We start from the raw sequence: 19,597 nt of genomic DNA, 5'->3' as shown, positions 1-19,597 counted from the left end.
AATGGACACTCACACCACACTTCCGACCCGAATGCCCTGGACCAGCCTCGCCATCGTCGTCGGCGTGACGGCGTTGCTGGTCGCGGCACTGCTGGGAACCGTTTCAGCTGACCGGGCCGCACTCGTCGGTGTGGCCACCGGCGTGCTGCTGGCGCTGTCGCTGTGGCTGAGCGGGTGGGACCGCTGGCAGGCAGTCGGGACTGTGCTGGCCAGCGTTCTCGCGCTGCCGGTCGCCGTCGGGCTTTCCGTTGCCACTGGCGGCACGGTCGTCTCACTGGGGGCCGAACTGTTCCCTGCCCCCTCGCAGGCTGGCGTCCGACCGGCAGTTGTCACGCTCCTGTCGCAAGTGTTTGTCGTCCTCGGTTGCCTGACCGCTGTCTTCGGTGCGACCGCCGCCACCCGCGGTGTCGTCGACACCGAGCGGGCGGAGACCTACGGTGGCGTCGTCGTGCGGACGACCGCCGTCCCGTTCGCTGTTGGCCTCGTACTGTTTGCGCGTGGCGCTGTCGACTTCCTGCAGTCCAACGCCGGGACGCCGGGCATCCAGCAACTGACCGGCGAACTGCTCACACGGGTGCTGGACCCGATTTTCGACCCGGTCCCCGGGCGAACCCATATCGCCATCTTCAGCCTGTTGCTCGCCCTCGCCGCCGCGGCACTGGCCCGCGGACTTGACGCCCTGCCGCTTTCCGAACTTGTCCCGGAAACGAGTGATGCGCCCGACGTCGACAGGGCCGTCGCCGCCGTCGAACGCACGCTCCGGTGGACAGGCCGGCTCGCCCTGCTGGTCGCACCGGTCGCCGGCCTGCTCGAACTGGGTCTCGGTCAGGAGTCATTGGCCGGACTGCTCCCGGTCGGGCTGTACGAGTTCATCGTCGCAATCACGGCCGCACCGGGCCTTCGCGGCCTCCTCTGGTGGCTGTTCCTCATCGGGACGGTCGTCACAGTGGCCGTCTGGTTCCTCCGACGGACGGTCCAGAGTTCGGCCGACCGCGTGGGGACCGTCCTCGCACCGTACGTCGGCGGCGGCGTCATCGCGCTGGCCGCGGTTGCGGTCGCGGGGCCGGCAGTCGATGCTCTCGAGACGGCGCTCCGAACGACGCCGGCCGCGCCGGCTGTCGAACAGTTCCTCGTTCCGATACTGGACGTGTACGGTCCAGAGACGGTCATGCTGGCGCTAGCCGTTGTGGCGCTGTTTTCGCTCATCGGCGTGACCGGGCAGCTGTGGCTGGCGCTGGCGACGAATTATCTGCGTGCGCGGACGGCCGGCGTCACGCTCGCCGCGGCCGGGCTGTTCGGCGCAACCGCGTTCGCCGCGACGCTCTCGACGCCGACGTGGCTGGTGCTCGCAGGTCTGGTCGGTGCAGTCGTTGTCTGGGACGCCGGGTCATTTGGGACGACGCTGGGACACGAGGCCGGTCCCGGGGCCGCGACGCGCCGCACCGAACTCGTCCACACCGGCGGAACTGTCGGGGTAGGCGGCGTCGGCGCGGCGGCGACGCTGGGTCTCTCCGCCGTCGCCCGTGGTTCGATTGCTGTCGAGCCGTCGGTCGCCGTGGCCGGCCTCGTTGTCTGTCTCGTCGCCGTGCTGGCGCTGGTGGCTGCGATACGGTAGGCCCGCACCGAACAATCCATTGTGGTGTGGTGACAAGTCAGCAGTATGTCTGACTGGTCTCCACCGAACCGAGCCAGAGAGAACGCGACGGAACTCGCCTCGCTGGCGGTCACCGGCTTCTGGCTCGTTGCTCTCTTCACCGGGCAGGAGTGGTGGCTCGCGGCGCTGCTCGTCGGCTATGTGGTGGTCGTCCCGCTGACGGAGCTGCTGTACGGTGAGCCGGACGAAGAGGCGGAAGCTATCGAGGACGCGGCTCCAGTGCCGTCGAGCGATAGTGGCGACGAGACTCCACTGGAGCGCCTCCGCCGCCGGTACGCCGAGGGGGAACTGACCGACGAACAGTTCGAGCGGAAACTGGAGCGTCTGCTCGAAACGGAGACGCTGGAAGGTCTCGAAGGCAGTGCGGCGACCCGGGGACAGGACTTGGATCGGCAGCGCGAAACCGAACGAACCTGAGATCAGGGACTGACCGCCGGCACCTCGACTCGGTCCAGCACGTCGTCGACGACGGTCGCTGGGTCGACGCCGCGGACGCCCGCGTCGGCAGTCAGGACGAGTCGGTGGGCGAACGCCACCTTGACGACGCTTTTGACATCGTCCGGGACAGCGTAGTCGCGGCCGTCGAGGACCGCAGCGGCGCGAGTAGCCTCGAACAGCCGCTGAATACCACGCGGGGAAACGCCGACATCGACGCGGTCGTCCTCACGGGTGGCGCGCCCGAGTTCGACAACGTAGTCCCGGAGTGTGCCGTCGACAGTGACCGACTCGACAGTCCGCTGCAACGCCGGCAGGCGGTCGCCGTCGATGACGCTGGTGACGCTCGGGGCCTGTGCCGTCCGGTCGGCCCGCCGGTCGATGAGTTCGCGCTCGCCGCCGAAGTCGGGATACCCCATCGACGTCTTGACGATGAAGCGGTCCCGCTGGGCCTCCGGCAGTCCGAAGGTCCCCTCCTGTTCGACGGGGTTCTGCGTGGCGATGACGAAGAAAGGGTCGGGCAGGTCGTGGGTCACCCCGTCGACGGTCACCTGCTTCTCGCCCATGGCTTCGAGCAGCGCGGCCTGTGTCTTGGGTGGTGCGCGATTGATTTCGTCGGCCAGCACGACGTTGGCGAAGACGGGGCCGGGCTGGAAGTCGAACTCGCCAGTGGCCTCGTTGAACACGTTCGAGCCGGTGATGTCGGACGGCAGCAGGTCCGGCGTGAACTGCACCCGCTTGAAGGAAAGGTCGAGCGCCGTCGCAAACGACTGGGCTGTGAGCGTCTTCCCCGTCCCCGGCACGTCTTCGAGCAGGACGTGCCCCCGGGCGAGAATCCCGGTCATGACGGTTTCGAGGAAGTGGTCGTCAGCAATGACGGCACTGCCGACGGCGTCGAGGATCTGTCGGCTGGTTCGTCCGGCAGTGTCGTGGTCCATACGGGCGTGTAGACAGCCACCGACAAATACCCTCTCCCTCGGTTTCGCCTGCCGGCGAACCGATGCCGTGTCATTCTATCACAATAAGAGAGTATTGCCGTAACTCTGAGTTATAGATAGCTAGAGATATATGCATACTGCACATGACTGACGACTACGGATTCGGGACGCGCTGTGTCCACGCCGGCCAGGAGGAGCCGGACCCGGCCACAGGGGCACGCGCACCGCCCATCTACCAGACCTCGTCGTACGTCTTCGAGGACGCCGACACCGCGGCCGACCGGTACGCGCTGGAGGACGACGGCAACGTCTACTCGCGCTTTGACAACCCCACCGTCCGGATGCTCGAAAACCGCATCGCCTCCCTCGAAAACGCCGTCGACGCCGTCGCGACGGGGTCGGGGATGGCCGCGCTTGATGCCGGGACGTTCGTCCTCGCGGCCAACGGCGACAACATCGTGACGGCTTCCTCCATCTACGGCGGCACCCACTCCTATTACTCCAACACCGCTAGCCGTCGGGGCGTCGAAACGCGGTTCGTCGACACGCTCGACCCGAACGCCTACGCCGACGCCATCGACGAGGATACGGCCTACGTCCACTTCGAGACCATCGGGAACCCGTCGCTCGTCGTCCCGCCGATGGAGGAGATCGCCGAGGTCGCCCACGACCACGGCGTGCCGGTCTTCGTCGACAACACGTTCGGGACGCCGGCGCTGTGCAATCCGCTCGATCACGGCGTGGACCTCCTCTGGGAGTCGACGACGAAGTGGATTCACGGCTCCGGGACGACCGTCGGCGGCGTCCTCGTCGACGGCGGTTCGTTCCCCTGGGCCGAGTACCCCGAGAAATTCCCGGAGCTGGGCGGCGAAAACGAGGCCTTCGGCAAGAATTTCTCGGAGGCCTTCGGCGACCGCGCCTTCTCGGTCGCCGCCCGCCAGCGCGCACTCCGGTCGCTCGGTGACGGCCAGAAACCCTTCGACGCCTGGGCGACGCTTCAGGGGGCGGAGACGCTCTCCCTGCGGATGGAGCGTCACTGCGAGAACGCCATGGCCGTCGCACAGCATCTCGACGACCATCCCGAGGTCGCCTGGGTCACCTACCCCGGGCTGGAGAGCCACGAAACCCACGACCTGGCACAGCAGTACCTCTCCGGTGGGTTCGGCGGCATCGTCACCTTCGGGCTGGAAGCCGGCTACGACGCCGGCCGGCGGTTCTGCGAGGAGACGGACCTCGCCCAGTTCCTCGCCAACATCGGCGACGCCAAGACGCTGGTCATCCACCCGGCCTCGACTACCCATGCCCAGCTCAGCGAGGCGGAGCAGCGTGCCAGCGGCGTCACGCCGGACCTCCTCCGGTTCAGCGTCGGCATCGAGGACCCAGCGGACATCATCGCAGACATCGACGAGGCCATCGAACGAGTCTCATGAACGTCGAACACAACACTATCTCGCTCGGCGAGTTCGAGTTCGACTGCGGGGAGACGATTCCGGATCTGGAAATCACCTACGAGGCCTACGGGGAGTTCGACGGCGGCAACGCGGTGCTGGTCTGTCACGCACTGACCGGCAGCGCCCACGTCGCGGGCCGCGACCGGGTCGACAGCGCCGATCAGGCCCGCGCCTGGTGGGACGACATCGTCGGCCCGGGCAAGGCCATCGACACCACGGAGTACTACGTCGTCTGTGCGAACGTGCCCGGTTCCTGCTACGGCTCGACGGGGCCGAAAAGCGAGAACCCGGAGACGGGCGAGCCCTACGGCACGGACTTCCCGCCGGTCACCGTCACGGACTGGACCGAGGCCCAGCGCGCCCTGCTGGACGAGCTCGGGATTCCCCACCTCCACGCCGTAGTCGGCGGCAGCGTCGGCGGGATGAACGTCCTGGAGTGGGCCAAGCGCCACCCGGACCACGTCGACCGCATCGTTCCCATCGCCGCCGCCGCACGACTGGACACGCAGTGTCTCTCGCTCGACGCCATCGCCCGCCGGGCCATCACGACCGACCCGAACTGGAAGCAGGGCCACTACTACGGCGAGGACGACGAGCCACCCAGCGACGGACTGGCGCTGGCCCGCCAACTTGGCCACGTGATGTACCTCTCGAAGGCGTCGATGGAGCGCCGCTTCGGCCGCCGCGCCGCCGGCCGGGACGCCGTCCGCACGTTCCCCACCGACGCCGCGGGCGCGTTCTTCCCCTACCGGGACGTGGAGTCGTACCTCGACTACAACGCCGAGAAGTTCACCGAGCGGTTCGACGCCAACAGCTACCTCTACCTGACGCGGGCGATGGACAACTACGACCTCGCCGCCGGGTTCGAGTCCGACGCGGACGCGCTGGCGGCCTTCGACGGCGACGCGCTCGTGATGTCTTTCACCGCCGACTGGCACTTCACCACCCAGCAGGCGGAAGCGCTGGCCGACTCGCTCCGGACGGCCGATGCAAACGTCGCCCACCACGTCATCGACTCCGACCACGGCCACGACGCCTTCCTCGTCGAACCGGACAACGTCGGGCCCCCGCTCGCGGACTTCCTCGCTGCTGGTGTCGACGGCAAGGCCGTCACCGACTCGGTGGTCGAGGACAGTCAGGAGAGCGATTTCGCACCCGTCCACAACAGCCTGTTTTCGCGGTAGCGACGCTGGCGTGCTGTCAGTCTGCCCGTGGGCTTGCTGACCCGCGATTCGGCTCGTCAGTCATGCAATTCCTGCTTCACGGTAGCATTTAACATATTTCGGGACGACTAGCTCTATGTATGGTTGACATGACCACGAACATCGAAAGCGAGGAGTATTCGTTCGGACAGACGGTGTACGACGAGGCCGGTAACGAACTCGGGACTATCCGCGGATTCGACGAACACGGGTTCTACGTCACGGTCGAAGACGGCATCGAGGCGATGTCGAGCGAGCACTTGCGTGCCGGGGCCGCGGGCGAGGCCGAACTGATGTGGCGCTGCTGGGAATGTGGCGAAATGGGCCAGATAGCGGACATCCCCGACGAATGCCCGTCTTGCAACGCGCCAAAAGAGGATATCTACTACTGGCAGGAGGACTGAGCCGGCACGGTGGCTATCCGGAACCACCGACCGCATATGTGGGCTTATGCCTGCTCGAATCGCTCGGCGACGGCCGGTCCGACTGTTTCCTGCACCGTCTCGGCGGCCGACGGCGGGAGCGAGAATCGGAGTGTCGTCCAGTCGAGTTCGAGAATCGCCTGCCCGTCGTCGTCACCGATGACTACGTACACCAGCGTGCCTCCGTAGACTCGCGCCAGCGCGTCGAACGTTTCTGCCGTCACCGGCACCGTACCGGTCGTGTGAGTGTCGGTCGCCGAAACGTCGGTGTGGCCCGCGAGCGTCTCGACAGCGAATCGTTCGTGCTGGGGGGTGTCCCGCCGCCCGACACCGAGGTGGACGAACGCTTTTTCCGGAGACCGCGGCGACGCGTCAAGCACCGCCGCGAGCACGTCCAGCCCGACCGCTTCGTCCGGCTCGGACAGTTCGAACCGACGCCTGATTTCGTCTTCCGGCCAGGTCGGTCCCGGTTCGACGCCGCCACCGATTCCCTCCCACGCCGTGACAATCGTCTCGGTCAGTTGGTCGATACCAATCTCGTCGATGGCCCGGACTACCGCCTCGGCGTCGTCGGAGTCGCCCATACCCGCTCGTTCGTCACTCGCGGCCAAGTGCGTGCTGATTTCGCCCGCCGGTGATGGGTTTTTGTCCCGGCCGTCCCTGCGGGGCGGTATGGATATTGTCGTCGTCGGTGCCGGGAGCCTCGGCAGCCTCGTCGGTGGCCTGCTCGCCCGCGAACACGACGTGACGCTCGTCGGGCGGGAGCCACACGTCGGCACCGTCACCGAGAGTGGGCTCTCGGTCGTCGGAACCGAGGAGTTTCGGGTCTACCCGAACGCACAGACGACAGTCTCACAGGGCGCTGACCTCGCGCTGGTGACGGTCAAGGCCTACGACACCGCCGCCCTTGCAGCGGACCTCGCGGACTGTACCTTCGACGCTTGCCTCTCGCTCCAGAACGGAATGGGCAACGAGTCGCAGCTGGCCGCCGAACTGGACTGTCCGGTGCTGGCGGGGACGTGTTCCTACGGGGCACGACTTCGAGAACCGGGCACCGTGGCGTTCACCGGCCGCGGCGAGGTTGTGCTGGGGGACCGCGACGGCGGCCGGTCCACAGTCGCTGACGAGGTCGGGGCGGCGTTCCGCGCGGCCGGCATCGAGACGACCGTCGCCACGGACATGCCGACCCGCCTCTGGGAGAAACTCGCGGTCAACGCCGGCATCAACGCCGTGACGGCTCTTGCCCGCGTGGAGAACGGCGCGCTGGCCGACTCGCCGGCCGACGCTATCGCCGCGGACGCCGCCCGGGAGACAGCCGCCGTCGCCCGCGAGCAGGACGTCAACCTTTCCGACGAGCGTGCGGTGTCGCTCGTCGAGCGTGTCGTCGACGACACCGCCGCCAACCACTCGTCGATGCTCCAGGATGTCTCGGCCGGCCGGCGAACGGAAATCGACGCTATCAACGGCTACGTCGCCGACACCGCGACCAAGCCGGTGCCTGTGAACGAGACGCTCGCTGCCCTCGTCCGGACGTGGGAGCGACACCGCGAGCAGTAAGTCGCCGCAACTGACTGCTACCGACGGGTCTGCGTTACTCACCGACACCGAGCTACGGCGCTGATGGCTATTCTGGAATCACGCAATCACTATATACACGTCTTTTTTGTGTGCTCACATGACTCCACAAATCGACGGAGCGCGGCTCGAAACGCCGCCTAATGCCGTTGACGGGACTGGTCCGTATGGCCCGAGGGGGACGCTGGAATGACAGCGGACGACGCGGGTGGCAACCGAATCGTCGATTACGAACTGTTCGAGGTCCCGCCCCGCTGGCTGTTCCTGCGGCTGGAGACGGCTGACGGCACCGTCGGCTGGGGCGAGCCCGTCGTCGAGGGGTGGGCCCACACCGTCCGCGCCGCCGTCGAGGAACTGCTCGATAGCTATCTCGTCAGCGAAAATCACGAGACCATTCAGGACCACTGGCAGGCGATGTACCGCGGCGGCTTCTACCGCGGCGGCCCGGTCCTGATGTCCGCTATCGCCGGCATCGACCAGGCGCTGTAGGACATCGGGCAAGCAACTCGGCGCACCGGTTCACCAGCTGCTTGGCGGGCAGGCCCGGGACCGGATTCGAGTGTACCAGTGGATCGGCGGCGACGAGCCATCCGACGTGGCTAGCGCCGCTCAGGAGCAGGCCGATGCCGGCTTCACGGCGCTGAAGATGAACGCCACGCCGGAAATCGAGCGCGTCGACACCCCGGCGACGGTCGAGGCCGCCGCGACCCGGCTCCGGGAGGTCCGTGAGGCCGTCGGCCCCGAGGTCGACATCGGCGTCGACTTCCACGGCCGCGTGACGAAGCCGATGGTCAAGCGGCTGGCCTCGGCGATGGAACCGTACGACCCGATGTTCATCGAGGAGCCAGTGTTGCCAGAGCACAACGATGCGTTGCCGGCGCTTGCGGCCCACACTGACATCCCCATCGCCACGGGCGAGCGGATGTACTCGCGATGGGACTACAAGGAGGTGTTCGAGGACGGTGCTGTCGACGTGATTCAGCCCGACCTCTCACACGCTGGCGGCATCACCGAGGTGTACAAGATCGCGTCGATGGCCGAGGCCTACGACGTGGCGATGGCCCCGCACTGCCCGCTCGGCCCGGTCGCGCTGGCGTCCTGTGTGCAGGTCGACGCCTGCTCGCCCAACGCACTCATTCAGGAACAGAGCATCGACATCCACTACAACGAGGCCGCCGACGTGCTGGACTACCTCGCCGACCCGTCGGTGTTCGACTACGCGGACGGGTTCGTCACTGTCCCCACTGACCCCGGCCTCGGAATCGAGATTGACGAGGCGTTCCTCCGGGAGCAGTCCCAACAGGATGTCGACTGGCACAACCCCGTCTGGCGACACGACGACGGCAGCGTCGCCGAGTGGTAGTCCGGCAGCGGTTCCACCGTCACGCTCCCTTGTCAGCGACTGCGTGGGAAACAGCACGGACACGCACCAAAGGAAAGGGCTCATATCCCGCGCCCGACACGTATTTGTATGGCCTCCTCAACGTCGTGGAAGCGCGATTTCGCGAGCGGCCTTATTATCCTGTTACCGCTGCTGGTGACGGTTTACGTTATCATCTATCTCTACTCTATCCTCGCGTCCGCGGCGGTTATCCCGGCGATTGACGCCGAACTGCTATCGGCGCTCGGACTCCCCTCGGGAACGACGTCCGTCGAACTCGCCCGGGTGTTTACGACGCTGATCATCTTCATCCTCATCGTGTTCTCTATCGGGTACCTGATGCGGACGGCCTTCGGCGACATCGTCGAACGGGCCATCGACGACGCAATGAATCACGTCCCCGGACTCCGGGTGGTGTACAACGCCTCGAAGATGGCGGTCGAGACGGCTGTCGGGGGAACCGAAGACCTCCAGGCGCCGGTGAAACTCGAAGTGTGGGACGGGATGCGGATGACGGCGTTCAAGACGGGACAGACCACCGACGACGGCCGCGAGGTGCTTTTCCTGCCGACCGCGCCGAACATCACGACCGGTTTCGTCGTTGAGGTCGAGCCCCACCGCTACGAGGAAGTCGACGAGCGCGTCGAGGAAGCGCTGACGCGCATTCTCAGTGCCGGCTTCGGCGACACGGACCGGAGTAACGCCACGCCGATTCCGGTCGCCGACGAGGACGACCTCGCGGACGACTAACCACACCGCTCACCGCAGTCTCAGACGTAGTGGAACCACTCTTCGCGGTCGCCGCTCTCGATGACGTCGAAGAAGGCCGACTGGATCTCGTCGGTGACCGGCCCTTTCGTCCCTTCGCCGATCTCGTTGTCGTCGACGCTCCGGATCGGCGTGACCTCCGCGGCCGTGCCGGTGAAGAACAGTTCATCCGCGGTGTACAGTTCGCCACGCGAGATGGTCGCTTCCTCGTGGACGGTGTAACCCATCTCCTCGGCGAGCGTGATTGCGGTGTTGCGGGTGATTCCCTCGAGGATGCTCTCGGCCAATCCGGGGGTGTAGATTTCGCCGTCCCGGACCATGAAGATGTTCTCGCCCGGTCCTTCGGCGACGTTGCCCTCCTTGTTCAGGACGATGGCCTCAGTGTAGCCGTTCCGCCGGGCTTCCTCACCGGCGAGCATACTGTTGACGTACAGGCCGGTCGTCTTGATGTTGGTCGGGATCTGGCTGGAGGCGTGCTTGCGCCAGGACGACACCATCACGTCGACCCCCTCTTCCAGCGCTTCCTCGCCCAGATACGCGCCCCACGGCCACGCTGCGATAGTTGTCTTCGTCGGGCAGTCCTTCGGGCTCACACCGAGTGAATCGAAGCCGTAGTAGACGATGGGGCGGATGTAACACGACTCGAACCCTTCCGTCTCGATGAGTTCGGTCGTCGCCTCTGTGAGTTCCGCCTTGCTGAACTCGATGTCGAGGTCGTAGGGCTTTGCGGACTTGTACAGGCGGTCGAGGTGTTCCTCCCAGCGGAAGATGGCCGGCCCCTGTTCAGTGTCGTAACAGCGGACCCCCTCGAAAACGCCGGTCCCGTAGTGCAGCGCGTGCGTGAGAACGTGGGTCTGTGCGTCCTCGAAGTCGACGAACTCGCCGTCCATCCAGATACGGTCAGTCCCCTCGAACATCTCCGGACGGTCGCTCATCGCACGATCCCTCCGGTGAGTCGGCAGTTGCGATGCCCGCAGGTGGTGCCTCCTGCTGTCTCGTCGTGTGTCATATCTACCCCATTGATTCCCTTGGTTAAGAGTGTTGACGGTCCACGCGAGGTCGTTTGTTTACCGCCCCTTGACGCCCTCCCTCAATCGAGAGTTTCGACCTGCGTCTCACTGCATACCCGCGGTTTCGCCGGCGCGGACGACGACCGTATCTGCGACGATGTCACCAAGCCGCTGCTTGCGGTCCGTGACGAGAACGGCAACGATGCCGATGAGGTAGAACGCCGGCAGCGCGTCGACGATGCGGAGCACGGTCCGTATCGCCGCCGGCCCGTACTCGATTGGGTCGCCGTCCTCCGTCACGACGACGATGTCGAGGGCCATCTTCCCGATTGTCTGTCCGTAGGTCCCCTCCAGGTAGATGTAGTAGCCGAAGCCGATGAGAAGTCCCAGCAGGCTCCCGAGGAACGCGAGCCGAACCTGCCCGAGAATCCCGGTGATAGCCGACGAGACGACGCCGATGAGTACGACGTCGATTACTATCGCGACGATGCGCCGCCAGACTACGTCGCCCTCGGTGCCCATCTCGGGCTGTGGGCGTTCGAACCAGGCCATACTCCCATGGTGACACTAAAATGATATAAAGCTATGTCAGGACCGACCTCAGAGACGCTCACTGAACTCGGGTCTCGTCGCCGCTGTGAGCCATCAACACAGCAGTCTATCACCAGTGACTGTCCGGCGGGGGAGCGTCTATCACACCGTTATTCGAACCGCTCTAACAGGCTGGCACCTTCGACGTAGACCAGCCCCTCCCGGTCGGCGTAGGCCCGCGCGGCCGCCGGGGGCAGCGCCGCGCCGGTCTCGTCGTCCAGCATCTCACAGACGACGGCGGCCTCGGGCTGGTCGGCCGCGGCCGCGAGCGCGAGCGCGAGTTCGGTGTGGCCTTCGCGGTCAGAAAGGCCGTCCGGGGCCGCACGGAGGAGGTGGACGTGGCCCGGCGACCGGAATGCCTCGCTGAATGCCTCGGGGTCGGGGTCCGTCGCAGCGGCGGCCAGTTCCTGAATCGTCAGCGAGCGGTCGTCGTCGGTGATGCCAGTGAAGGTGTCGCGGTGGTTCACCGTCAGCGAAAAGGAGGAGCGCTCGTCGTAGGCGAGGTCGTGGTCGGCCGCGGTGGGGTGGTCCAGCACGTCCTGCATGAAGGGCAGTTCCAGCGCGTCGGCGACCCGGTCGGAGAGTGCAACACAGACGAGGCCGCCGGCGTCGTTACGCATCCGGGCGACGGCCTCGGGGGTGACGGCCCCGGCCGGGTAGACGAGGTCCGTCTCGCCCTCGCGGTCGGCGGCGTCGTGGATCAGCACCGGCTCGCCGCGGGCGAAGGCGGCGACGGCGTCGGCCACGCTGTCGGCCTCGACGGCGGTTTCCTCACTCCGAGACATGCACGATCACCTCGTCCCCGTCGGCCAGTTCCAGCACCTCGCGGAGCTTTTCGGGCGCAATCACTTCGAGTTGTTCCTCGCCGTGGTGGGTCCGCTCGGGCGCGATAACGTGGGCTGGCTCGTACTCGCCGTCGCCGCCCTCTATCGAGGCGGGGTAGCAGTACGCCGGGCCGTACGTCCGCTCGTCGTCCTCCCAGCCCTCGATGGTGACCGGCTCGATAGCGCTCATCCGCGCCCGCTTGCGGACGCTCTCGGCCGTGAGTTCGAGGTTGAGCGTGCCCGCGAACGGCTCGTACCCCAGCCGCTCGATGAACTGCTCCATGTAGCCCGGCAGCGTGATGTAGTGGCGACCCTCTCCCATCCCCGAGGTGACGACGCCGGTCAGGTCGACGCTGGCGTCGGCTTCGAAAATGCGCCGGTAGTCAGCGTACTCTGACTGGAGGCGTCGTTCGCCGTCCCCGGTCAGCTCGACCTCCTGGCCGTCGCTGACGATGTTTCGGGCCAGCAGCCCGGCGTCTTCGAGCCGCTGGAGCCGCCGCGAGGCGGTCTGGTTCGAGGCGTCCAGCCGTTCGGCGAGATCGGCACAGGACACTTTCGTCGACTCATCGAGCGCACCGTCGAGGGCGAGCAGTTTCAGCGTCGCCAGCTCGTCCCGACCGACGCCCTGTCCCGTTGATTCAGCCATGCGCTGCAGTAGGGATTCCCGCCGGATAAGCATACCGAAGGTGGAATGCATTCCACTTTTGGAACGGCAAAAAACTGGTATAGGGTTGGTAGCAGAAGTGTATCTGCACGTATGCTCTGGATACAATTTAAACCGCCGCCTAACACGTTCACATCCATCACACTGTAGTGATGCCGCTGTCTCGTCTGCGATACAGTCAGTACTCCACGAGCGCGTCCCGCTCCCAGAACTCGCTCGATTTCTCCAGTTTCGGGACCCACGTGTTCTCATCCTCGGCGAGCATCGCCACGCGGGAGTCTTCGACCTCCTTCAGCACGTCGTGGTCAGGGAGGTACTCACTCATCTCTCGCGTGAACTCCCGGACCTCGCTGTGGTCGGGCATCGAGTCGCGGTCGAGACGGCCCCGCGAATGGCCGACGTGCATGTACGCCTTCATCTCGACGAAGTCCGCGTCGGCGCGGTCACACATCGCCGCGTACCACTCAGGGTGGTGCATGTTGTGGCCCTTGACCAGCGTCGTCCGGATGACGGTTCGGGTGTCGTCTTTCTCGGCCAGCACGTCCAGCGTGTCGATGAGCGAGTCCCAGGCGTCGTCTTCCATCGCCTGCACCGTCGAATCGAACGTCTGGCGGTCGGCGGCGTCGACGGAGACGTACAGCTGGGTCGGGTCACACCGCTCCAGCATCTCCGTGTTGGTCCCGTTGGAGACGAGGAACGTGGTGATGTCGCGGTCGTGGAACTCCTCGATGAGTTCCGGCAGGTGGGGATACAGCGTCGGTTCGCCGTCCAGTGAAATGGCGACGTGGCGCGGTTCCATTGCCTGTTCGAACACCTCGCGCGGGACTTCGTCGTTGCCGCCAAAGCCCGACAGCAGTTTCCGCTGGAGTTCCACGGAGGCGTCGGCGACCGCCGCGGGGTCGTCCCACTCCACGTCGCCGAGTTCATAGGCGTGGCCGGCGTGGTCGCGCCAGCAGAACACGCACCGTTCGTTGCATTTCACCACTGGCGTCATCTGGATGCAGCGGTGGGACTCGATACCGTAGAAAATGTACTTGTAGCACTTCCCCTCCCCGCGCAGGGCGTTTTTCGTCCAGCCGCAGGTCTGGGCGGCCGTGTGGTTCTCGCTGTGGTAGGCCGGGTCCGAGACCTGTTTCGGACCGCCGTCGGCGTCACTCATTGCTGTCGGCTTCAACAGCCAGCGGCAAAAACTGTTGGGAGATGAGTTGTGGCTGCTCTTCGGCGGATTGGGTCTTCATACTACCCCACAATTGAACTCTTCCAAATATTATCCACTCTAATATATTGTCAGTATAAGATACTTACCAATTCAATAGCTTTAATTGAGAGGCGTATATATCATGCAGATGTCCACGGGTGGAATGGCTCTCGTGGTGCGGTGCTGTTCCCCGTAGGGGGGGAAGGTGCAAACAATGTCAGAAGACGGTTCAAGAGACGATAGTCTCTCGATTGACAGGCGAAACGCTCTGAAAATGCTTGGAACGGCTGGTGTCGCAGTGGCCGGAACGGGACTCGGGTCGGTTGCGTTCTCTGGTAACAGTGCAGCGGCGACAGTCGACATCGGCGCGACGAACCCGAGCAGCGTCACAAACGACCGGGGTGACTTGAGTAAGGTCACCATTGACCCGACGTTCCGGGTGGAGTGGGAAAATCTGGACACAGCTGTCGGGAAGGTGTTCTATGTTATCGAAGGTCGAACCCGAGACAACGGCAACTGGAGCGACTGGTCGCCGGTGTTCCGTTCGACGCCGTGGCTGACGCCGGGGTCGCTTCAGGGTGCGGACGCGTCGAAACCAGGAACCACCGGCTATCTCGAGTTTTCGGACCCACTGTCCGCGATTATGAACCGGTCGTCGGCGAGCCGAGACAACGACAATCCCAGTCCCGGCTTCGGATCGACCGGGAAGGCAGAGGATCCACGGCCGCTGCCCCGCCCCATCGAGGTCGTCAACGAACTCGGTCGCCCCGACTACGAGAACGCGGACTACTCCGACATCAACGGCGTCGACGCATCGTCGTACTTGGCTGGGAACTCAATGGGCGGCGCGAATAGTGCATATTCGAACCTTGATAGCGGCGAACTCTCCCGGACAGAGGGTGGAGCTGTCGAATACGGCGACTCGTCTCTGGATGACAACGGCGGGACGCTCCCGCTGGTCAACAACTTCCCCGGCGCTGAGAGCGGCTACTACGGCGCGGCCGGCGACACGTCCCGGTTCGATGTCGACGAGGACGGTGCTTCAGACACCGATACTGTCGAAATCAGGTACACGTTCGCGCTCCAGACACTGACCGAGAGTGATATTCCGTACTTCACTGGGAGCGACTTTGACGATAACTACAGCACGGTGGAGACGGCTATCAGGGAGGATTCGTGGCTCGAAAACGTCCGTCCGGAAGACGTCAACACGGGCAACTCCGAACTGGTGATGGACGGCACCGACGGCTATCCCTCGATAACGAACAACGGCGCAAACTCAGCCGCGTCGAATGTCTACGACGCGTACCAGGCGATTGCCGACTCACACCCGGCCGTTATCAGCACCACCGCACAGTTCACTGTCACCGTGATGAACGAGGCCGGTGACAGCGGTGTCACCGGGGATACTAGTGCGGGCGCAAGCGGCGGTGGACAGTAACCACACTTCGGGACGCGACCTTCACTATTTGAATGAGCGTAGACCTCTCACTGCTGTCACCACGGGCCCTGATTTTGATTATCGCTGTTGCCGCCGCGCTACTCGGTATTGGATTCGGAGCGTCACCGTTCAGTGGCGGTGACCAGCAGCCCAGAGAGGTGCCAGCAAACGAAACAGCACTCTCTGGTCCACAAACAGCGACGCCCGGCGGCGGTGCTGGCCCGCAGCAACCGGCACGGACAACACCGACAGCGACGGCTACGCCTGAATCCGAGACACCGGCGGAATCAACGGAACCTGAACTGGAAACTGACAGCGGCACAGGCCCAAGCGACACGACCGCTTCGAGTGGCACAGGTGGCGACAGCAGCGACTCAACCGGTGGATTGAACACACCGCAAGCAAGCGGGGAACCGAGTTCTGGAGTTGAGGGGTCGACAAACGCCAGCGCCAAGTAATGCCGTCCTGCCCGGTAGTTGCTGTACGCGGTCTGATTCTGGCTGGTGGTTCGGGAAAACTCAGCACTCGCAAAGTAGCCGGTTCTGGTTCGGGGGAGGTCAGCAGTTCACGTCAGTTTGACGATGGGGTTGCTCATGTGGTGGCCGACGACGTTGCCGTTCTCCATGATTCGGTCGTAGCCATCGTCGTCGACTTCGATCCGCGTTTCGCTGTCTTTCTGCATCAGATAGAGTGTTTCGCTCATACACCTGTGGATGCCCCTGATAGACAAGACCAGAACTACTAGGTGTATAGATACGCGCTGTGATGCATGCTATATGTATCAAATCCGGCCGGAAATGTATCTCAGCCGGAAGATTTTGGGGGTTCGACGTTGAGTGTACTAGTATGGGTGTGATTGACACAGTCTCCGAGCTGTTCGGCTCCGGAGAACAGCACTACCGATTCCGCTGTGACGACTGCGGGACCGAGTTTGCCCAGCGCGTAGCGACGGTCGAGGACCTGACCTGCCCGGACTGTGGCGCTGAAACAGTGCGGCCGGCCGAGGCGGCGTGAGGCGAGGCGCGGTCGGCACGCGGCCTCTCAGCGGCCCAGGTTGTAGAACTCGTCGTTCGGGCGGATGTCGGCGAGCTGTGCGAGGCGGTTCGAGAGGTTGAAGAAGGCGGCGACGCTGCCGATGTCCCAGATGGCGCGGCGGCTGTAGCCGTGTTCCGCCAGCCGTTCGAGGTCCGTGTCCTCAATACGGGCGGGTGATTCGGTTAGCTTCACTGCGAAATCGAGCATCGCCTTGTGGGTCTCATTGATGTCCGCTGTCCGGTGGTTCGCGGCGACCTGTTCGGCGAGCTTGGGCGCGTCGGCGTAAATCCGCAGGAGCGCACCGTGGGCGACGATACAGTAGAGGCAGTCGTTGACGCCGCTAACGGCGACGATTATCATCTCGACTTCCTCGCGCTCCAGTTCAGTCTCCTCGACCAGCGCGTCGTGGTACGCAAAAAAGGCCCGGAAATGCGAGGGGCGGTACGCCATCGCTGGGAAGATGTTCGGCGTGAAGCCGGCGCGGTCGGTCTCCTCTTCGATGCGGTCCTGCAGGTCTTCGGGGAGGTCGTCGATCTCAGGGGTATCGAACCGTCCCATCACTGTGTCGGCGTCTGCCATACCACCTGTCCGTCCGGCCCCGGCTTGAAACTTGGTTGCCTGTCTGGCCATGGCCGGTGAGAGCTGGTGTATAGCTCTTGCGGGGCCGTGGCACAAGGTCGAACAGCCACGCCGGCTCTTTTGTCAGACGACACGACGAGTCAGATGCATGTCAACGACGACAGAAACGACGCAAACGTACGATCTCGGTACCGGAAACTGGAAAGCCGGCGTGCTCGGCGGCGTCGCCGGGGGCGCTGTCATGGGGGCGCTGATACTGGCGATGAACCCGCCGACACTGGCCGTCGCCATCCCGTCGCTGTACGGCCTCGCCCCGCCACCGAGTCCGGCTGCTGGTCTCGTCGTCCACCTCTCGCACGGGGCCGTGCTTGGCGTGCTGTTTGCTGGGCTGGCGAGTGCGCTGAACCTGGACACGTCCGGGAAACTGCTGGGACTCGGCGTCGGCTGGGGCGTGGTCACCTGGGCCGTCTTCGCGGCGCTCGTGATGCCGGTCTGGCTCAGCGTGGTCGGCTCGCCGGCCTCGCCCCCGTTCCCGAACTTCGCCCCCCCGTCGCTGCTGTGGCACGTCGTCTACGGCGCTGTCCTCGCGGTCGTCTACGCTGTGACCGCTGACCGGCTCTGAGTCGAGCGCCCCGCTACTCCTCCTGAAACACGGTCCACTGGCGCTCGTCGGTCCCGGCGTCGGCTATCGCTTCGACCTTCTCACGCTGCAGGTCGTCCAGTTGTGCCGTTGCCAGCCGGACCCACGACAGGAACTCCCCGCGGAGCCGCTCCCGCACGACTTCGGGCGGCTGTGGCGTGTAGACGTACACGTGCCCGCCCGACGGCCTGATGCGGCGGCGCTTCTCGACGACGCCGAAGTCGGCGAGGTGGTTGAGGTGCCGCGCGACGACGCTGCGGTCGTAGCCTATCTGCTCGGCCAGTTCCGCCACGGTCAGTTCGCCGCCCTCCATCACACAGAGACAGACGTCCAGTTCGGTGCCGGACATGTCGAAGACGGTCCGCAACAGGCTCTCAAGCGACGGCTCGTCCACCGCCGCCTCCGCCGTCTCGACCGTCTCCATCGGCCCGTCACAGCACTCCGGCCGGTTGTCGCCGATGCCGACGCCGCCACAGGTCGCACACTCGAACAGCCGCGGTTCGCCAGCGGGGGGTGTCATACGACGGGCTACTCGCCCCACTGGTAGAAGGTTCAGGTATGGCCGGAGTAACTGACATGCGCCCCACAGGCTGCGATTTCTCCCCCGTGATATAGATGTTAGTCCAAAGGTCTAAGCCCTCCCGGGACGGAATACAATTCACTATGAGCACTGACACAGAGGACGCCAACGACCTGCGCGAGCGAATCACGAACTTCCTGCGCCGCAACTTCCCCCAGATTCAGATGCACGGCGGGAGCGCGGCCATCGAGGAGATCGACCGCGAGGAAGGCAGCGTCACGATCCGCCTCGGCGGCGCCTGTTCCGGCTGTGGCATCTCGCCGATGACCATCCAGGCCATCAAGACGCGCATGACAAAGGAGATCCCGGAGATCAACGAGGTCACCGCGCGTACCGGGATGGAACAGCAGGAGGGGATGTCCGGCGGGAGCGGCGGCATGAGCCCCTCGTTCCCCGGCGAGTCCCGCGGTGGCGACGTTGGCGGCGACGACGACGAAGGCCCCGAAGCGCCGTTCTGAGGCCAGCTCTCGATCTTTTTTAGATTCGTGACCAGCGACGGGTGCAGGCACGCCCGTGTAAGTACTGGAGTCTGTGTCCGCTGTCGCCCCCTGCCCAGCAGCGAGTCACACAGATTAAGACGACGGGGCCAGACCGCGAGGATATGGAGACGGTCGACACGGTCGTCTGGGCGCTGTGGGCGATGTTGCCGGCGTACATCCCGAACAACGCCGCAGTACTCGCCGGTGGCGGCAGACCGATAGACAGTGGCCGAACGTGGGGTGGGCGGCGGATATTAGGCGACGGCAAGACCTGGCGTGGGACACTCATCGGCACCGCTGCTGGGACGCTTCTCGCGCTCGGATTGACCCAGTCCGCACCCGCCGTGGGTGCCGCACTGGGAACCGATCTCCCGACGTTTCCGCTCCGTGCGGGGCTCGGTCTCGCCTTCGGGGCGATGCTCGGGGACATCGGCGCGTCCTTTCTCAAGCGCCGGACCGGCCGCGAGCGCGGGGCGGCGTTCCCCGGGCTTGACCAGCTGGATTTCGTCGTCGGGGCGTTGCTCTGTGGATTCGTGGCCGCGCCGTCGTGGTTCACCGCGACGTTCACGCTCCCGGTGTTAGTCGTCGTCCTCGTCGCGACGCCGGTACTCCACGTCGTCACGAACGGTATCGCCTACTTGCTCGGGCTGAAAAACGAGCCGTGGTAGCGACGTTGCGACTCGCGGACTGCACCACAGAGCTACGTGAACCCACCACAAAACCGTACTTG

The 19,597-nt window shown here is 65.0% G+C and carries 23 protein-coding genes and 1 pseudogene; 14 read left to right on the top strand and 10 right to left on the bottom strand.

The features are described 5' to 3' along the window. The first annotated feature begins 1 nt into the window (after position 1). Together AMS69_RS02690 and AMS69_RS02685 are read left to right on the top strand one after the other, a co-directional pair. On the top strand, positions 2 to 1,615 hold the full coding sequence (locus tag AMS69_RS02690) for a DUF7519 family protein (RefSeq protein ID WP_053966551.1): 1,614 nt from the start codon (positions 2 to 4) through the stop codon (positions 1,613 to 1,615). 45 nt (positions 1,616 to 1,660) lie between these two features. Next, positions 1,661 to 2,071, top strand: coding sequence for an SHOCT domain-containing protein (locus tag AMS69_RS02685; RefSeq protein WP_053966550.1), 411 nt, complete (start codon positions 1,661 to 1,663; stop codon positions 2,069 to 2,071). Between the two features lie 2 nt (positions 2,072 to 2,073). Here the strand turns inward: AMS69_RS02685 and AMS69_RS02680 are convergent, their stop codons facing one another. Next, a complete protein-coding gene (locus AMS69_RS02680) occupies positions 2,074 to 3,027 on the bottom strand; it encodes an AAA family ATPase (protein WP_053966549.1) in 954 nt (317 codons plus the stop codon). A gap of 143 nt (positions 3,028 to 3,170) precedes the next feature. Here AMS69_RS02680 and AMS69_RS02675 point away from each other — a divergent pair, with 143 nt between their 5' ends. The 3 genes from AMS69_RS02675 to AMS69_RS02665 all read left to right on the top strand — a co-directional run bounded on the left by AMS69_RS02675 (position 3,171) and on the right by AMS69_RS02665 (position 6,084). Continuing rightward, entirely contained in the window at positions 3,171 to 4,457 is a 1,287-nt protein-coding gene (locus tag AMS69_RS02675) for an O-acetylhomoserine aminocarboxypropyltransferase/cysteine synthase family protein (RefSeq protein ID WP_053966548.1), read from the top strand. After that, entirely contained in the window at positions 4,454 to 5,662 is a 1,209-nt protein-coding gene (gene metX, locus AMS69_RS02670; protein ID WP_053966547.1) for a homoserine O-acetyltransferase MetX, read from the top strand. The genes AMS69_RS02675 and metX overlap by 4 nt, the downstream gene beginning before the upstream one ends. A gap of 119 nt (positions 5,663 to 5,781) precedes the next feature. After that, entirely contained in the window at positions 5,782 to 6,084 is a 303-nt protein-coding gene (locus tag AMS69_RS02665; RefSeq protein WP_053966546.1) for a DUF7130 family rubredoxin-like protein, read from the top strand. A gap of 44 nt (positions 6,085 to 6,128) precedes the next feature. Here the strand turns inward: AMS69_RS02665 and AMS69_RS02660 are convergent, their stop codons facing one another. After that, complete coding sequence (locus tag AMS69_RS02660; RefSeq protein ID WP_053966545.1) at positions 6,129 to 6,686, bottom strand: hypothetical protein; 558 nt, start codon at positions 6,684 to 6,686, stop codon at positions 6,129 to 6,131. Positions 6,687 to 6,774: 88 nt separating this feature from the next. Here AMS69_RS02660 and AMS69_RS02655 point away from each other — a divergent pair, with 88 nt between their 5' ends. The 3 genes and pseudogenes from AMS69_RS02655 (at position 6,775) to AMS69_RS02645 (ending at position 9,808) form a co-directional block, all read left to right on the top strand. Beyond that, complete coding sequence (locus tag AMS69_RS02655; RefSeq protein ID WP_053966544.1) at positions 6,775 to 7,659, top strand: ketopantoate reductase family protein; 885 nt, start codon at positions 6,775 to 6,777, stop codon at positions 7,657 to 7,659. A 207-nt stretch (positions 7,660 to 7,866) separates the two neighbouring features. Further along, positions 7,867 to 9,040: pseudogene (gene dgoD, locus AMS69_RS02650) on the top strand (galactonate dehydratase). Positions 9,041 to 9,148: 108 nt separating this feature from the next. Continuing rightward, positions 9,149 to 9,808, top strand: coding sequence for a DUF502 domain-containing protein (locus AMS69_RS02645; protein ID WP_053966543.1), 660 nt, complete (start codon positions 9,149 to 9,151; stop codon positions 9,806 to 9,808). A 20-nt stretch (positions 9,809 to 9,828) separates the two neighbouring features. Here AMS69_RS02645 and AMS69_RS02640 read toward each other — a convergent pair whose 3' ends face one another. The 5 genes from AMS69_RS02640 to twy1 all read right to left on the bottom strand — a co-directional run bounded on the left by AMS69_RS02640 (position 9,829) and on the right by twy1 (position 14,074). Next, a complete protein-coding gene (locus tag AMS69_RS02640) occupies positions 9,829 to 10,761 on the bottom strand; it encodes a branched-chain amino acid transaminase (protein ID WP_202904507.1) in 933 nt (310 codons plus the stop codon). Between the two features lie 180 nt (positions 10,762 to 10,941). Beyond that, the gene (locus tag AMS69_RS02635) at positions 10,942 to 11,388 is read right to left on the bottom strand and encodes an RDD family protein (protein ID WP_053966542.1); all 447 of its coding nucleotides are present in this window, start codon (positions 11,386 to 11,388) and stop codon (positions 10,942 to 10,944) included. Positions 11,389 to 11,537: 149 nt separating this feature from the next. After that, complete coding sequence (ribB, locus tag AMS69_RS02630; protein ID WP_053966541.1) at positions 11,538 to 12,212, bottom strand: 3,4-dihydroxy-2-butanone-4-phosphate synthase; 675 nt, start codon at positions 12,210 to 12,212, stop codon at positions 11,538 to 11,540. After that, positions 12,199 to 12,897, bottom strand: a complete 699-nt coding sequence (locus AMS69_RS02625) for a DUF120 domain-containing protein (protein WP_053966540.1) — start codon at positions 12,895 to 12,897, stop codon at positions 12,199 to 12,201. The genes ribB and AMS69_RS02625 overlap by 14 nt, the downstream gene beginning before the upstream one ends. 196 nt (positions 12,898 to 13,093) lie before the next feature. Continuing rightward, positions 13,094 to 14,074 carry a 4-demethylwyosine synthase TYW1 gene (twy1, locus tag AMS69_RS02620; RefSeq protein ID WP_053966539.1) on the bottom strand — a complete coding sequence of 327 codons (981 nt, stop codon included), beginning with the start codon at positions 14,072 to 14,074 and terminating at the stop codon, positions 13,094 to 13,096. Positions 14,075 to 14,327: 253 nt separating this feature from the next. Between twy1 and AMS69_RS02615 the strand changes: the two genes are divergently transcribed. Further along, a complete protein-coding gene (locus AMS69_RS02615; RefSeq protein ID WP_053966538.1) occupies positions 14,328 to 15,554 on the top strand; it encodes a twin-arginine translocation signal domain-containing protein in 1,227 nt (408 codons plus the stop codon). 32 nt (positions 15,555 to 15,586) lie between these two features. Further along, positions 15,587 to 16,012: a hypothetical protein gene (locus AMS69_RS20070; RefSeq protein ID WP_155119932.1), complete on the top strand. Its 426-nt coding sequence runs from the start codon at positions 15,587 to 15,589 to the stop codon at positions 16,010 to 16,012. A 107-nt stretch (positions 16,013 to 16,119) separates the two neighbouring features. Here AMS69_RS20070 and AMS69_RS20475 read toward each other — a convergent pair whose 3' ends face one another. Further along, positions 16,120 to 16,257: a hypothetical protein gene (locus tag AMS69_RS20475; protein WP_170084052.1), complete on the bottom strand. Its 138-nt coding sequence runs from the start codon at positions 16,255 to 16,257 to the stop codon at positions 16,120 to 16,122. A 143-nt stretch (positions 16,258 to 16,400) separates the two neighbouring features. Here AMS69_RS20475 and AMS69_RS02610 point away from each other — a divergent pair, with 143 nt between their 5' ends. Next, complete coding sequence (locus AMS69_RS02610; RefSeq protein ID WP_053966537.1) at positions 16,401 to 16,568, top strand: FmdB family zinc ribbon protein; 168 nt, start codon at positions 16,401 to 16,403, stop codon at positions 16,566 to 16,568. 27 nt (positions 16,569 to 16,595) lie between these two features. Here AMS69_RS02610 and AMS69_RS02605 read toward each other — a convergent pair whose 3' ends face one another. After that, on the bottom strand, positions 16,596 to 17,168 hold the full coding sequence (locus AMS69_RS02605; RefSeq protein ID WP_053966536.1) for a peroxidase-related enzyme: 573 nt from the start codon (positions 17,166 to 17,168) through the stop codon (positions 16,596 to 16,598). Positions 17,169 to 17,316: 148 nt separating this feature from the next. On the opposite strand from AMS69_RS02605, the gene AMS69_RS02600 reads away from it, so the two are divergent. Then, a complete protein-coding gene (locus AMS69_RS02600) occupies positions 17,317 to 17,790 on the top strand; it encodes a DUF6789 family protein (RefSeq protein WP_053966535.1) in 474 nt (157 codons plus the stop codon). 13 nt (positions 17,791 to 17,803) lie between these two features. Here AMS69_RS02600 and AMS69_RS02595 read toward each other — a convergent pair whose 3' ends face one another. Continuing rightward, positions 17,804 to 18,328, bottom strand: coding sequence for a helix-turn-helix domain-containing protein (locus AMS69_RS02595; RefSeq protein WP_053966534.1), 525 nt, complete (start codon positions 18,326 to 18,328; stop codon positions 17,804 to 17,806). A gap of 143 nt (positions 18,329 to 18,471) precedes the next feature. Here AMS69_RS02595 and AMS69_RS02590 point away from each other — a divergent pair, with 143 nt between their 5' ends. Further along, complete coding sequence (locus AMS69_RS02590; RefSeq protein ID WP_053966533.1) at positions 18,472 to 18,846, top strand: iron-sulfur cluster biogenesis protein NfuA; 375 nt, start codon at positions 18,472 to 18,474, stop codon at positions 18,844 to 18,846. Positions 18,847 to 18,989: 143 nt separating this feature from the next. Further along, positions 18,990 to 19,535 (top strand): CDP-2,3-bis-(O-geranylgeranyl)-sn-glycerol synthase, encoded by a 546-nt coding sequence (locus AMS69_RS02585; protein WP_053966532.1) that lies wholly within the window; start codon positions 18,990 to 18,992, stop codon positions 19,533 to 19,535. The last annotated feature ends 62 nt before the right edge of the window (positions 19,536 to 19,597 follow it).

This window comes from Haloarcula rubripromontorii, assembly GCF_001280425.1.
GTDB lineage: Archaea > Halobacteriota > Halobacteria > Halobacteriales > Haloarculaceae > Haloarcula > Haloarcula rubripromontorii.
Note: the sequence above shows the minus strand (reverse complement) of the source record. Positions and strands in the feature narration are given on the sequence as shown.